Origin of the sequence: Ureibacillus endophyticus (assembly GCF_024159215.1) — a bacterium.
GTDB classification, from domain to species: Bacteria; Bacillota; Bacilli; order Bacillales_A; family Planococcaceae; genus Ureibacillus; species Ureibacillus endophyticus.
This window is the reverse complement of the sequence record NZ_JAMYWW010000001.1, coordinates 3,469,064-3,483,238: the sequence shown is the minus strand read 5'-3', so window position 1 is coordinate 3,483,238 and position 14,175 is coordinate 3,469,064. Positions and strand designations below refer to the sequence as shown.

The following is a 14,175-nucleotide window of genomic DNA, read 5'->3' as shown; positions in this document are numbered from 1 at the left end:
TATAGACAAAATGAGTGTTTGATTGACGGAATGGAGCATATTCTGTATGATGAAGGTGCTTGAAAAATGGGATTAGAAACATCTTCCAATTTTCAAGTGAGCGCACAATAGGAGGTTAGGAACGCGCTATAAAAATAAAAGGAAAACAATAATAGCGCCAGAGCTAAGGAAATCGGACGTATAGCAAATCCTTAGTTGACGAGGTGGAGGATTATCGAAATTTCGGCGGATACCTCCCGATCGCATGCCCGATTGTTAATTTCGTTTTTAAAACAAAAAAGCAATTTTTTGGACAGCAAAACGAAAAGGCAAATATAAAAAAGCAATATTAATGAATCAATGCTTATTTTGGATAAAGGATGTAATTAGGCAGAATCCTATTCAATAATTAAGCAGTTATTTTGCATTGGCTTTTTTATTGATATTGCTTATTCGGAGGAAAATCAAATGTGTGGAATCGTAGGATATAACGGAGAATTAGACGCAAAGGAAATTTTACTAAAAGGATTAGAAAAACTAGAATATCGTGGATATGATTCAGCAGGTATTGCCGTTCGTAACGAAGAAGGAGTTACGGTTTTTAAAGAAAAAGGTCGTATTGCAGATTTACGTGGTTCAGTGGATTTAAATGTTTCTGCTGATATTGGTATTGGTCATACACGTTGGGCTACTCACGGGGTGCCGAACAAATTAAATGCACACCCTCATCAAAGTACTTCTGGTCGTTTTACACTAGTACACAATGGGGTTATTGAAAACTATCATTTACTACAAAAAGCATATTTAAAAGGTATTCAAATGCAATCTGATACGGATACAGAAGTAATCGTTCAGCTTGTTGATTTATTTGCTAAAGAAGGATTATCAACAGTTGAAGCATTCCGCAAAACGTTATCTTTATTACATGGTTCTTATGCCCTTGCACTTTTAGATCAAGAAGATGAAGATACAATTTATGTTGCTAAAAACAAATCACCACTATTAGTTGGTGTAGGTGCTGGATTTAATGTTGTAGCATCTGACGCGATGGCAATGTTACAAGTTACAGACCAATTTATCGAACTACGCGATAAAGAAGTTGTTCTTGTTCATAAAGACAATGTTGAAATCACAACACTAGATGGACGCCCGGTTGAACGTAAACCATTTAAAGCAGAACTAGATGCTAGTGACATTGAAAAAGGAACATATCCTCACTACATGTTAAAAGAAATGGATGAGCAACCAGGTGTCGTTCGTAAAATCGTCCAAGAATATAGTAATAGTCTTGGAGAGTTAAAAATTGATGACAATATTTTAGAGGCGATTAAAGAAGCAGATCGTATCTATATTATTGCTGCAGGTACTAGTTATCATGCTGGATTAGTTGGTAAACAATATTTCGAAAAACTTGCTAGAATTCCTGTTGAGGTGCATATTTCAAGTGAATTTGGTTATAACATGCCACTGTTATCTGAAAAACCATTATTCATCTTTATCACACAATCAGGAGAAACTGCAGATAGCCGTCAAGTGTTAGTAAAAGTAAAAGAATTGAACTATCCTGCATTAACGATTACAAATGTACCTGGTTCAACATTATCTCGTGAAGCAGATTATACATTATTATTACATGCAGGTCCTGAGATTGCTGTTGCTTCTACTAAAGCTTACGTTGCTCAAGTTGCAGTTCTTGCAATTGCTGCTTATGTTACTGGGAAGTCCCTTGGAAAAGGTGAAGATTTTGATCTGAAACACGAGTTAGGAATTGTAGCAAATGGTATTCAAACAATTGTTGACTCTAAGAATGAATTAGAGCAAGTTGCGGAAGATTATTTGAAAATCGCTCGTAATGCATTCTTCATTGGACGTAACCTAGACTTCTGTGTAAGTGTAGAAGGCGCATTAAAGCTAAAAGAAATTTCGTATATTCAGGCTGAAGGTTTTGCAGGCGGAGAGTTGAAGCACGGAACAATTGCCTTAATTGAAGAAGGAACACCTGTCTTTGCCCTTGCTACTCAAGAGCAAGTAGCTTTAAATATTCGTGGTAATGTGAAAGAAGTCGTTGCGCGTGGAGCAAACGCATGTATTATTTCAATGGAAGGCTTAAACGAAGAAGGCGACCGATTAGTGATTCCAAAAGTGCACCCACTACTAACACCACTTGTATCAGTCGTACCTTTACAATTAATTAGTTATTATGCTGCTCTTCACCGCCGTTGTGATGTGGATAAACCACGTAATTTAGCGAAGTCGGTAACAGTAGAATAAGAATTATAAACCATTTAAAAATTAAAATTGATAAAAACAACCTACTTGGATATTATTTCCACAGTAGGTTGTTTTTTTATTTGAACAATGATAGGGTTCTTGAAGGATTACGGTCATCTACATCTAAGGTCGTAGTTTAATTTAAAGCTAAGGGTTGTTACTGGTTATTGTTTTTTACTATAAAATGTAATTACAGAAAGACATATTACTGGAGGTAATAAGAATGAAGAAAACATTTTTTATGGGTATAGTTATCGGTGCGGTCGTTTTCGCGACAGCTGGTTGTAATACAATCGTGAGTGGAGATGTAAAAGGAGAGACGTCTATTTCTATTAAAAAAGACGAAGTAAAACAATTGGACGTAGAGCTTAATTTACCAGTAGGAGAATTAATGGTTTCTAAAGGTGCGGAGGAATGGGTTGAAGGTAGTATTGAATATAATAAAAAGAAATTAGAGCCAGAAGTTATTTATAATTCAAAAGGTAAAAAAGGCGAGGTTATTATTGAACAGGGAAATTTAAATAATCTTAATCTTTCAGAGATAAAAAACGAATGGAATCTAGAGCTTTCAGAGGATGTTCCTATGAATCTTTCAGTTAACTCAGGCGCATCAAGTACAGAGCTTGATTTAAAGGGTTTAAAGCTTGAAAAATTAGATGTTGATGCGGGTGTTGGGGAGCTTCGTATTGATTTAGGTGGAAATTGGGAAAATAGCTTTGAAACAAATATCGAGACTGGGGTGGGTCCAGTGACTATTATTTTACCTTCAGAAGTAGGGGTGAAAATAAAATCTGAAAAAGGGATTGGAACTTCTCATGTAGAAGGCTTTATATCTCAAGGTGAAGGCGTTTATGTAAATGAAGCATATGAAGACGCTGACGTAATTTTAACGGTTAATACAGAAATGGGTATTGGAGAAATTACTTTCAAATTAGATAAGTAAAAATGTCTCTGCTATTAGATTGATGGGAATAAAAGCTCCCTCTTAAAATAAGTTAATGGTACTGGGATAATGCTTACCTTTGTGCAAAATATGCTTGAGGTTAGCAAGCTAGAGCTGTATCTAGAACACGGCTAATCACATCATATTTAATTTTAGCGATTGTGAATGGTTTTGTAATGATTTCCCTTAGTGCTCTTGGTCTATGGTCTGCTGCAAATTCAGTAATGGAGGAAGGTCTTGAATTTAGAATGATCTTCAGTGCAGTTTTAGCATTTTTCCCAGCAATGCTTGTTATGATTGGTATCGCTGCATTTCTTAATGGATTTCTACCAAGGTTAACCCATTTGGTTTGGATGTATTTTCTTTATTCATTCTTCGTCTTGTATTTAGGGAACTTGATGCAATTTCCAAATTGAGTTGGCCAACTTTCTCCATTTGGCCATGTTCCAGAAATACCTATAGAGGATGCAACTTTTATGCCATTATTTTCATTGAATATTATTGCAGTAGGATAAATGGTCAGTAGCTTTGTTGGCTTTCGAAATCGTGATATATAAAATATTACCATTAAGTGGTTAAATGAGTAAAAATAGTAAAAGTTATGTATTTATAAGATTTTATTTATAATTGGCGTTAATATATTTAGAATTATTGAAAAAATGATTTTCTAGGAGGATATATGAAACTAGGTGCCTTTTCTGTAAGTTTAAATGTGAAAGATATTCATCAATCAAAAGATTTTTACGAAAAACTAGGTTTTCAAGTTCTTGGAGGAGACATTAATCAAAACTGGCTTATCCTGAAGAATGAAGACACTGTTATTGGACTTTTCCAAGGGATGTTTGAAAAGAATCTATTAACTTTTAACCCAGGGTGGAATCAAAATGCTGAAAACCTCGAGCATTTTACAGACATTCGAGACATTCAAAAAGAACTAAAAGCAAGTGGAATTAAAATGATTAAGGAAGCAGATGAATCAACAGAGGGCCCTGCACACTTTATTATTGAAGATCCAGACGGTAATCCAATCCTTGTAGATCAACATAGATAGCATAAGAAAAGTTGGAACATTAATTAGTTCCAACTTTTTTCTTATGTTTAATTTGGAATAGATTTAGTACATATATTATCTCTTTTATGAAGATAGTCGTCTGCTAATAATGTGTAATAGCACTGGTCATTAAAATCCTTAAATTCTTCTAATAAGTTCCCAATTTTAAAGTGATAATTCATTCCCTGTCTGTTCAATAGAGCTTTTGAAGGCTCATTTTCATAATGAACAAAGGCAATAATCTTCTTAAGTCCAATTACTTCAAAACCGAATTGTTGAGTTGCTTTTGCTGCTTCAAAGGCAAGCCCTTGCCTAGTTTGCCAGGGTTTTTAAAATTTGTAGCACAGACAGGGATTGCTAGTATTGCAGTGGAGTTGTCTGAAAAGTCATTTTGAGACAGCTCCTTTGCGACGAGGATAGTGGAAATTTATTTCGACTACCGCAGGAGCAATAATTCATAAGAGATATTTATCAAGAAAGAAAAGAGGTGTCCAAAAAATTATTACTTTTTGGACACCTCCTTCCTATTGCTGAAAAAGGAATTTACGATAATAAAAATTTAGAGATGACAAAAAGTATATCTGCATGGAAGGCATATAATCGTAATGTTATAGAAGAAGCACAGCAACTAGGCAACAATATTGAAAAGACAAAGAATATGACCTTCCCTTCAACTTTGCCTGTCATGATGTTTACGACGAAAGAAGATAAGGTTAATGAAGAATGGAAAACAAATATTACCTTTTATCAAGATCAGTTAAAAAATCAAAAGATAAGTATCTCATCACTTTGGAAGGGCACCATTATTTACATTGGACACAATTTAAGGAAATGAGTAAACAAGTAGATGATTTTATCGAAAGCTACAGCAATGCTCTCTAATAGAAACGAAGTAAGGAGAACCAACCATGTTTAACATACTTTACAAAAAATACAAGTTATCATTTTGGATTATTTTAGGATTCTTATTTATTATAGGAGGTATCTCCAATTTATTCACAGGTACTTCTTGGAAGTTGCATTGAACATTGTTTTGGGGATTGTTTGTCTAATTATAGGAATGTCTATTTTATTCAAACAAAAAAATCGAGTTTAAAAATGGAGGATTTACGTTGAGTATTAACAATTTACAAGACACAACAACTTTAAGTAATGGTATAAAAATGCCTTGGTTTGGACTAGGTGTTTTTAAAGTAGCAGAAGGCCCTGAGCTCGTGAATGCTGTAAAAACTGCAATTAAACATGGTTACCGTAGTATTGATACAGCAGCAATTTACCAAAATGAACAAGGTGTTGGCAAAGGAATTGAAGAAGGCTTAAAAGAAGCGGGAATTTCTAGAGAGCAATTGTTTGTCACTTCAAAAGTTTGGAATACAGATTTAGGATATGAATCGACAATTGCTGCATATGAAGAAAGCTTAAAAAGACTCAACTTAGATTATTTAGATTTATACCTTATTCACTGGCCGGTGGAAGGAAAATACAAAGAAGCTTGGCGTGCGATGGAAACACTTTATAAAGAGGGTAAAGTAAAAGCGATAGGCGTAAGTAATTTCCAAATTCATCATCTTGAAGATTTATTCCAAGATGCAGAAATTAGGCCAATGATTAATCAAGTGGAATACCACCCGAAATTAACGCAAAAAGAACTACATGCATTTTGTAAAGAACATAATATTCAACTAGAAGCATGGTCGCCTTTAATGCAAGGTCACTTGTTAGAAAATGAAACGTTAAAGGAAATCGCAAATAAATATAACAAAACCGTAGCGCAAATTATTTTACGTTGGGATTTACAAAATGGGGTTGTGACGATTCCTAAATCAACGAAAGAACATCGAATTGTTGAAAATGCTACTATTTTTGATTTTGAATTAACTAATGAAGATATGACGATTATCGATGGGTTGAATGAAAATGTTCGTATTGGCCCAGACCCAGATAATTTTAATTTTTAAAAAAAGACATGGAATAATCCATGCCAATTGGTATTAACCCCAAAAGTGCCAATGTTGAGGAACGTACGATGGGGATTGTTGAATGTACTGGGGTTGCTGATACTGTTGATAGATATTTTGTTGCGTGATTGATTTGTGCTCTCTGTTACAATCTCTATAAGGGCCGATATACGTTGAAGGCTTAACTGGTGAAATAACTTGCTTCCATTGGTTTTCGTTCAGACAGTAAGTATGCGCCATAATATTAGCAGGAGTAAATTTTAAAAGGTCAGATCCTAAAATAACTTCTGGTGTGGATGCATTAAATATCGCTAATAGATGTGTGTTATCAGCGGTCGCCATTTCATAATGCCACCAACCTTGTGGTACATTTGCTACCTGGCCAGGGGTAATAGGAAAATTAAGTAGTTCCTTCGTAAATGGATTTAATATCGAAACAGTTGCAGCCCCAGAAATACAATAAACCAATTCTGCTGCATTTTGATGATAGTGCGGCTCAACAACGTTACTTTTACTCAAGAAAATATCCAATAACGATACATTATCAAGAGTATTCAAATTACTTTTTCCTAATAGGTTAATGTAGTTTCTGTTATCTTTAACGAATAAAGGGTTCTTATTCAGGTCGAAAGTGTACTGGGTTGATGTAGAGGTATAATCCATATTTAAAGCCATAAGTTTTCTCACCTCGTTTAAAGTAAATACATATGCATCATATGCAAGTACATTTATTTAGGTGTTTAAACTAATTTTGAATTAATTTCTAATATGTGTTGAAATTAAAATTGAATCCTAATTAAAAGTTGCTATAATAATAACAGCAGTGTGTAGAGATATTGGTATTAGTACGAGTTACTTACCAAAAATATATGTCGCATTATACGTGATACGTCTACCATCTGGAATATTTATTTCGGAGGGAAATATGTACAAATAAGATAGACTACCGCAAAATGCAAAAGAAGGTATATTGTTTTTATTGATTATTTCAATTATCTCAGTAAACACGATTGCTCCAATTATTATGGGGTTAGAGCGCGGCTTTTCACTAGAAAACTATTTTGAAACGCTAAAGATTATTCCATTTATGTGGGTAATCGTAGTGTTATTAGTAAGGTTAGTAGCAGGTCCTCTTGTTGGTAAAATAATGCCTAAATTCGTAGGTCAAACTGATGGGTTTAACGCTAGAATTTTACTAAATACGTTATTGAATGTAACAGTTCTATCCGTTCTACTAACGATTATTGGAACTTGGGTAGGCACAAGACAAATCAGCATCCAGCCTTTCCAAAACTTCTTACACATATGGCCAAGAAATTTTGGAGTAGCATTTTGGATTGAGTTATTAATTGCACAACCAATTGCTAGATTTGCAATGAAAAAGTTACATGCTAGACAAAGAGTATTAGCGGAAAATGTAAATTCATAAATAGAAACAAGGCATAGAGAATTTTTGTTCTCTATGCCTTTTATATTTTCTAAATCTAATGTACCTAATGAAGTACTTGATAAATCAAATTAAAGAACTTATAGTTATCTAAGATAATTGTTACCTAGAGTAACTATATTGATTAGGAGGGAGTATAATGGAAGGCTTTTTTCAAAATTATTTAAGATTGTACCGTTCGTTAATCACTTCCTTAAATGAATTAATGAGTAACTATCATCTTTCTTATTCTTTATGGCAAGTTATGTATTATATAAAAAATTACGGACCTTCAACACTTGTGGACATTTCGAATTATTACAATGTCGAAAAACCCACGATTACAAGAAGGGTCCATCGCTTAGAAGAATTGCAGATTGTTGTTCAAATTCCAGGGAAGGATCGGCGTGAAAAAATTATTCAGTTAACAGAATTAGGGGAACAAATTTATAAAGAATGTAGATTGGAAATTATTAACTTAGAAAAAAACGTGATGGAAGGCATCTCTAAGGAAGACCAACACATCACTTATCTAACACTCCCTAAAATTCAACACAATATTATGAAACGTGAGGGAAATAAGATTGAATAAAGAGAAATTATGGACAAAGGATTTTCTTATTGTATCTGGCGTCAATTTTTTATTAACATTAGTCTTTTATTTATTAGTTGTCATTATTGGTGTATATGCAGTAAATGAATATCATGCATCAACTAGTCAAGCAGGACTTGTTACAGGGATATTTATTGTTGGAACGTTAATCGGACGTTTGTTTATTGGACGATATATCAATACGATAGGTCGTAAAAGGACATTATTTATAGGGTTAATCTTATTTATAACAACAACTCTTTTATACTTTGTTCATTTAGGCATTGCTTTCTTAATTATTACTCGATTGTTACATGGGGTTACTTTAGGAATCGCAAGTACAGCTACTGGAACAATTTTTGCTCAAGTCATTCCTAATAGTAGAAAGGGCGAAGGAATAGGCTACTATAGTATGAGTACAACATTGGCTACTGCGATTGGACCATTCATTGGGTTATATATGACACAACATACGAGCTCCCAATGGATTTTTATCCTTTGCCTTGCTCTAGGTATCATTAGCTTTATTACGGCTTTATTTGTGCGTGTACCTGAGTTGGAAGTTACTAAGGAAGCAACTGTACAAAAAGGTGTAAAACTTTCTCAATTTATTGAACCAAAAGCCGTTCCTATTGCAGTAATTACGCTAATCGTTGCCTTTTGTTATTCAAGTGTTTTATCGTTTATTAACTTTTATGCAATTGAAATTGATTTAGTAAATACAGCAAGTTTCTTCTTTTTAGTGTATTCTTTAGCGGTGTTCATTTCACGTCCATTTACTGGGCGATTAATGGATGAAAAAGGGGCAAACACTATTATGTACCCTGCCTTTGTCTTCTTTGCTGTTGGGATGTTAATTTTAGGGTTTGCACACAATAGTTTTATGTTATTGCTAGGGGGAGTTCTGATTGGCCTTGGTTTTGGTAATATGCAATCTTGTACTCAAGCTATCGCTATCAAACTCACTCCGCCACACCGTATGGGATTAGCAACATCAACCTTCTTTATCTTTTTAGATGCAGGTCTTGGATTCGGCCCTTATTTACTAGGGTTCTTTATACCAGCATTAAACTATAGCACGTTATATATTATTTTAGCATTTGTTGTTCTAGCATCATCCGCACTCTATTATTTACTACATGGTAAAAAAGACCAATTGGTTTTTAGCAAATGAGTATCTATTAATAAATTACAAAAACTGGGATAATGAAATGTAAGTAGAGTGTCTAGGAGAGAGTGATGAGATGAATAATACAATTGTTGTACCAGTGGATGGATCAAGAATTGCACAAAATGCGTTGAAATTTGCAATTACCATGGCAAAAGCATACGGCGATGAAATTAGAGTCATTAACATTCAACCGAGCATTGCGATATTGGGTGAAGGGATAATAAAAGAAGCCGAAGCACTGTTAGAAAACGAAGGAGTTATATACTCTTCAAAAATTCGTATTGGCACTCCTGCCATTGAAATTATATCAGAAGCGAATGGAGATTCTGTGCGTTGTGTTGTGATGGGTTCAAGAGGAATGAATGCCGATTCTAGCCGCAAATTAGGAAGCGTTAGTCAGGCAACTCTTACAATGGCAACATGCCCAATTATGTTTATTCCAAGTTAATAGATTTATATTTTTGAAGGAGGTGTCCAAAAAGAATAATTTTTTGGACACCTCTTTTCTTTCTTGATAAATATCTCTTATGAATTATTGTTCCTGCGGTGGTTGTCACCATCCTCGTCGCAATTTATCTGTGACGAAAGCGGTAGCGTCAGTTACAAAGAAGTTGTCTCAAAATGGCTTTTCAGACAACTCCTTTCTTACGATTAGTCAAGTATATTTAAGTTATTTCTTTTATTTTAATGAATTAGTTTTAGAAGGGAGGGGTACCCCTCCCTTCTAAAACTAATTTTTTCATGCCGAAAAAACCTAACGATTTTTATTTTTTTCGAAAGGTCTATATGATATAGTTGTATTACGTTTTATTACGATTTCTGAGCTGGTAGTGCGGACTCATAATCGTATAGGATTCCTCGTGTTAATAACTGAAAGGTCACTTTCAAAAATTTATTAACACAAGCTATCATCGCAACCTTATGAGGCTTTCTCTGAGGTTGCTTTTTTAATTTATAATAGTAATCCGCAAAATGATTGGGTTTTTCTTTTAACATAAGCATCCCTTGTATCATGAAATATAAAATTTTTCGCAAATGTTTATTCCCACGCTTATTGATTCGGTCCCGATATTGTGTGTTGCCAGATTGATAACGCATAATATCAATTCCTGCGTATGCATTTAATTGTTTCGCATTTTTAAAACGGCGAATATCACCGATTTCACCTATCAGACGACAAGCGGTTGAATCGCCCACACCAGGAATAGAACGTAATACAAGATATTCTTGACGTTCTTTTGATAACGTCTTCATCTGTTGGACAAGCGCTTCTTTTTTATCTTTCAATTCTGCAATCCGTATGGCGTAATCCTTTACTTGATCACATCGAACATCTGTCGGTTTAATGGCTGGATAACTATTTTGCGCTGCTTCGATTAGCTCAATTGCTTTTTTCTCTGCACGAGTAAGTGAAAGGTTCTTTTTTGTATTTGCCTTTAAATGATTTTTAATTACTGTTTTTGAATGGGCTAATACAAGTGCTGGATGTGGATACAGCTGCACGATATTTAAGAATAAAGCAGAACTTGGTGTAATGAGTTTTTCAAGCTCTGGGAAGCTCATATGCAAAATCGCATGCATCCGACTTTTAAGTAAAATTATTTCTTCATCCACTTCATCGTAATAACGTGTGAGAGCTCGCATCTGTTCATAATAATCCTCTTGAACGTATGTCGTTTCACGCTCCATTTTAAAGTGTGTTTTCGCTAATTCGTGTGCATCACTTACATCCGTCTTATGACGTCGCATTTTTGCCATTTGTAGGTTCGCTTCAAGCGGGTTCATCCGACTATATGTATAACCATGATTTTTTAAAAATGCTTCTACCGATTTCGAATAGACACCAGTTGCTTCAAAGACAATTTCAGGTGCTTGTCCATCAAACTTCGTTATTTCTTCAATACGATTATGTAATCGTTCAAAATCAACTCGGGTATGATTTAGTTCACCTTCATATTCACATTGTCGATATTGATTATACATAACTACCGAACTTTTCCCTTTACTCACATCTAACGCAATGACATGATTCATCATTCTATTCTCCTTTTTAGCCAATCATAGAAGTCCTCACATTGCCTTATCGATTCCACTTTCTTATACACGATCTCTTGGACCCAACATACTAAACTGATTCATATAAGGATGTGAAGTTAGCCGGTTTTTTTTACGGACTCTCATACGTCCCTGGAGCTGTTCGACTTTCCTTCACTTCTACTATAAAAAAATAGTAGCACAAACCATGGCCTTGGTTTGTACTACTAATGTTAGTATGTTTTTTATGTTTAGAACTACATATTTACATTGGATAAGCCATATACGTTAATAAACCATCAAAAAAGGTGTGAACGCATGTGGCTTTCTGCTTTTCTAAGTACTTTTTTTGGAATATTCATCGGTGGTAGTATCGCGTTACTTTTAAAAGGGTTCCAACAAAAAATAGATGTCATTTATGCTATTTGTGCAGGGCTAATATTAGGGCTAATCAGTATCGAAATGATTCCAGAAATGATTGAAATGAGTGGATGGTTTAATAGTTTACTAGGGGTATTTTTAGGAATAATTCTCTTTAGAGGGTTACACAGCATATTTCACTTCAATCAAACAGAGGAAATATCATTAAAGAAAAGTTTACATATTCAAACTAGCTTACTATTAATGCTAAGTATATCGATACATAATTTTCCGATGGGGATTATGTTCGGAACCAACTTAGACTCTGATCTGAAAAATACATTATTGCAGGCTCTTTTCTTTCATAGTATCCCAGAAGGTGTCATATTATTTACGCCATTAATGCTTGTAAAGCGCAATCACTATCTTTGGATATTTTTTTCATTTCTTGTATCTATCCCTGTTGCAGCGGGGGTTTATATCGGTAAATATATCGATCAAGAGTTTATTCTAATTTCATCTTTTATTATGAGCTTTACAATTGGAATGATTTTCATGGTTACCATTAGTGAAATTCTTTTTGTATCATTAAAAAATTCTTCTGCAATCAAGATCGTTTTCTTTGCATTAATGGGGTTTGGGATGATAGCGCTGTATTTAAAACTAATTTAGAGTGGGTGGTCCAGGAGCTTTTTGGTGAAGATGCCTAACCAATGATTATTTACTAGAATACAATCTCAGTATGAGTAAATATAGTTGGAAAGGAATTATGCATTCATGAATAAGATGAACATGGAACTGCCTAATGAGCTTTGCCAAGAATTTGCACGAATTTTAGAATCTACGCCTTCTATCATTAATGGAGTTTGTACAGCAACACGATCTAGAACGAATATTCATCCAACAGTTTTAGGAAGGAATGCGCAGTCATTTATGTTTGTACCGCAAGCCTTTTCCTTTGAAAATTTGGATGCTACGGGAAAAGCATTGTGCTTAGGGGAGACAGTAGTACTTGAAGAAGAGATTAACCCATTTATTTCGTGTTTAAGAGAGAACGGGATAATTGTTACGGCATTACACAATCACTGGTTATTTGAAGAACCTCGACTCATGTACATTCACTTCCAATCGATTGATGAACCGCTTTCCTTTGCGCGGAAAACAAGAAGAGCGTTAAGGGTATTAACTAAAAAAGATGTAGGGAAGTCCCATAAAGATTGTGATAATACAATGGGCATGGCAGAAAAATTTTGCGAGAAATTTCATGACATCCTTGGAGGAATGCATACATTTGAAGATGGAGTTTGTACAGTAATGGACTCTCGTTTAAATATTAAACCACGTGTAATGGGGAGAAAAGGAAGATCATTTTTATTACTTCCTCAAATGTTTGTCTTTGAATCACTAACAGAAGACGGAAAAGCTCTATGTAGTGGGGAAACGGTCATTCTTGAAGAAGAGATAAATCCTTTTATTAGTAAACTTCGCGAAAGGGGTATTTTGGTAACAGCTTTCCACAATCATTGGTTATTTGATGATCCGAGGTTAATGTATATCCATTTTATAAAAGTAGACAACCCGGTCCATTTTGCTGAAGATGTAAAGGATGCTATGAAAGTATTAACAGATAATATCGTGAAATGTTAAAAATACGAATCACCTCTAACTTTAGGGGTGATTTTTTGTTTTCAAAAAATCCTAAATTTTAACTTAGAAAATGTTGACAGTTATTTAGAGAGATAATATTATTGAATTAAATTAACCTACCTAACGTTAGGTAATAACATGAGAGAGGTGAATCAATATGTCTTCCTTAACAAACATAAAAGATGCAGCAATTACACTATTTTCACAAAAAGGATATGAAGCAACGACACTCAACGAAATTGCTACAAAAGTTGGAATTAAAAAGCCTTCTTTATACGTTTACTTCTCCAGTAAACAAGAGCTGTTTCTAACGATTTTTGAGGAATTACTTGAAGAGTATAAAATGCGTATGGAACAAATTATTGAAGAAGTAGACAGTGCAATTGAGGAAGAGAAACTTTTTATCCTATTTGAAAAGTATGTCGTTGCATTTGCAGATGAGCCAATCAAATCATTATTTTGGAATCGTGTATTCTTATTCCCCCCTTTAGATTTAAAAGAAGAAATCCTTGGGAAGATTTCGGAGGTAGAATCTACTTTTATCGAAAAAGAATCCACTTTAATAAAAGATTTAATTGTGCAAAATATCATTCGGGATATCTCGGATGAATCAGCTTTAATAGCTTTTCGAAGTTTACGAGAAGGATTGCTGATGACTTACCTAATAAACCCACATCTTGAGCGAAATAAAATAAAGGAAATTTGGAAAACGTACTGGCATGGATTAAAGAAAGGAGAATAGT

15 protein-coding genes and 1 pseudogene are annotated in these 14,175 nt (G+C 34.3%); 13 read left to right on the top strand and 3 right to left on the bottom strand.

Annotated elements, in window-relative coordinates; all coding sequences use genetic code 11:
- Positions 1–447: 447 nt before the first annotated feature.
- The 4 genes from glmS to NKR20_RS17205 all read left to right on the top strand — a co-directional run bounded on the left by glmS (position 448) and on the right by NKR20_RS17205 (position 4,244).
- Complete coding sequence (glmS, locus tag NKR20_RS17220) at positions 448–2,250, top strand: glutamine--fructose-6-phosphate transaminase (isomerizing) (protein ID WP_253427839.1); 1,803 nt, start codon at positions 448–450, stop codon at positions 2,248–2,250.
- Positions 2,251–2,473: 223 nt separating this feature from the next.
- A complete protein-coding gene (locus tag NKR20_RS17215) occupies positions 2,474–3,193 on the top strand; it encodes a toast rack family protein (protein ID WP_253427837.1) in 720 nt (239 codons plus the stop codon).
- 161 nt (positions 3,194–3,354) lie between these two features.
- Positions 3,355–3,609, top strand: a complete 255-nt coding sequence (locus tag NKR20_RS17210; protein ID WP_253427835.1) for a hypothetical protein — start codon at positions 3,355–3,357, stop codon at positions 3,607–3,609.
- Positions 3,610–3,872: 263 nt separating this feature from the next.
- Positions 3,873–4,244: a VOC family protein gene (locus NKR20_RS17205; RefSeq protein ID WP_121215610.1), complete on the top strand. Its 372-nt coding sequence runs from the start codon at positions 3,873–3,875 to the stop codon at positions 4,242–4,244.
- 47 nt (positions 4,245–4,291) lie between these two features.
- Here the strand turns inward: NKR20_RS17205 and NKR20_RS19560 are convergent.
- A pseudogene (locus NKR20_RS19560) lies at positions 4,292–4,549 on the bottom strand (GNAT family N-acetyltransferase); the annotation flags it as partial.
- A 182-nt stretch (positions 4,550–4,731) separates the two neighbouring features.
- Here NKR20_RS19560 and NKR20_RS17200 point away from each other — a divergent pair.
- Both NKR20_RS17200 and NKR20_RS17195 read left to right on the top strand, forming a co-directional pair.
- On the top strand, positions 4,732–5,079 hold the full coding sequence (locus NKR20_RS17200; RefSeq protein WP_253427833.1) for a hypothetical protein: 348 nt from the start codon (positions 4,732–4,734) through the stop codon (positions 5,077–5,079).
- A 328-nt stretch (positions 5,080–5,407) separates the two neighbouring features.
- The gene (locus tag NKR20_RS17195) at positions 5,408–6,202 is read left to right on the top strand and encodes an aldo/keto reductase (RefSeq protein WP_121215624.1); all 795 of its coding nucleotides are present in this window, start codon (positions 5,408–5,410) and stop codon (positions 6,200–6,202) included.
- 33 nt (positions 6,203–6,235) lie between these two features.
- Here NKR20_RS17195 and NKR20_RS17190 read toward each other — a convergent pair whose 3' ends face one another.
- Positions 6,236–6,877 carry a cupin domain-containing protein gene (locus NKR20_RS17190; protein WP_121215606.1) on the bottom strand — a complete coding sequence of 214 codons (642 nt, stop codon included), beginning with the start codon at positions 6,875–6,877 and terminating at the stop codon, positions 6,236–6,238.
- A 295-nt stretch (positions 6,878–7,172) separates the two neighbouring features.
- Here NKR20_RS17190 and NKR20_RS17185 point away from each other — a divergent pair, with 295 nt between their 5' ends.
- The 4 genes from NKR20_RS17185 (at position 7,173) to NKR20_RS17170 (ending at position 9,839) form a co-directional block, all read left to right on the top strand.
- Positions 7,173–7,631 carry a DUF2798 domain-containing protein gene (locus tag NKR20_RS17185; RefSeq protein ID WP_301285954.1) on the top strand — a complete coding sequence of 153 codons (459 nt, stop codon included), beginning with the start codon at positions 7,173–7,175 and terminating at the stop codon, positions 7,629–7,631.
- A gap of 157 nt (positions 7,632–7,788) precedes the next feature.
- Positions 7,789–8,220, top strand: coding sequence for a MarR family winged helix-turn-helix transcriptional regulator (locus tag NKR20_RS17180; protein ID WP_121215605.1), 432 nt, complete (start codon positions 7,789–7,791; stop codon positions 8,218–8,220).
- Complete coding sequence (locus NKR20_RS17175) at positions 8,207–9,394, top strand: MFS transporter (RefSeq protein ID WP_253428188.1); 1,188 nt, start codon at positions 8,207–8,209, stop codon at positions 9,392–9,394. Before NKR20_RS17180 ends, NKR20_RS17175 begins: the two co-directional genes overlap by 14 nt.
- Positions 9,395–9,464: 70 nt before the next feature.
- Positions 9,465–9,839, top strand: a complete 375-nt coding sequence (locus tag NKR20_RS17170; protein ID WP_121215604.1) for a universal stress protein — start codon at positions 9,465–9,467, stop codon at positions 9,837–9,839.
- Between the two features lie 362 nt (positions 9,840–10,201).
- Here NKR20_RS17170 and NKR20_RS17165 read toward each other — a convergent pair whose 3' ends face one another.
- Positions 10,202–11,425, bottom strand: coding sequence for an IS110 family RNA-guided transposase (locus NKR20_RS17165; RefSeq protein WP_121216054.1), 1,224 nt, complete (start codon positions 11,423–11,425; stop codon positions 10,202–10,204).
- 318 nt (positions 11,426–11,743) lie between these two features.
- On the opposite strand from NKR20_RS17165, the gene NKR20_RS17160 reads away from it, so the two are divergent.
- The 3 genes from NKR20_RS17160 (at position 11,744) to NKR20_RS17150 (ending at position 14,174) form a co-directional block, all read left to right on the top strand.
- Positions 11,744–12,457, top strand: a complete 714-nt coding sequence (locus NKR20_RS17160) for a ZIP family metal transporter (RefSeq protein ID WP_253427831.1) — start codon at positions 11,744–11,746, stop codon at positions 12,455–12,457.
- A gap of 105 nt (positions 12,458–12,562) precedes the next feature.
- On the top strand, positions 12,563–13,432 hold the full coding sequence (locus NKR20_RS17155; RefSeq protein WP_253427829.1) for a DUF1259 domain-containing protein: 870 nt from the start codon (positions 12,563–12,565) through the stop codon (positions 13,430–13,432).
- Positions 13,433–13,589: 157 nt separating this feature from the next.
- Entirely contained in the window at positions 13,590–14,174 is a 585-nt protein-coding gene (locus tag NKR20_RS17150) for a TetR/AcrR family transcriptional regulator (protein ID WP_253427827.1), read from the top strand.
- The last annotated feature ends 1 nt before the right edge of the window (position 14,175 follow it).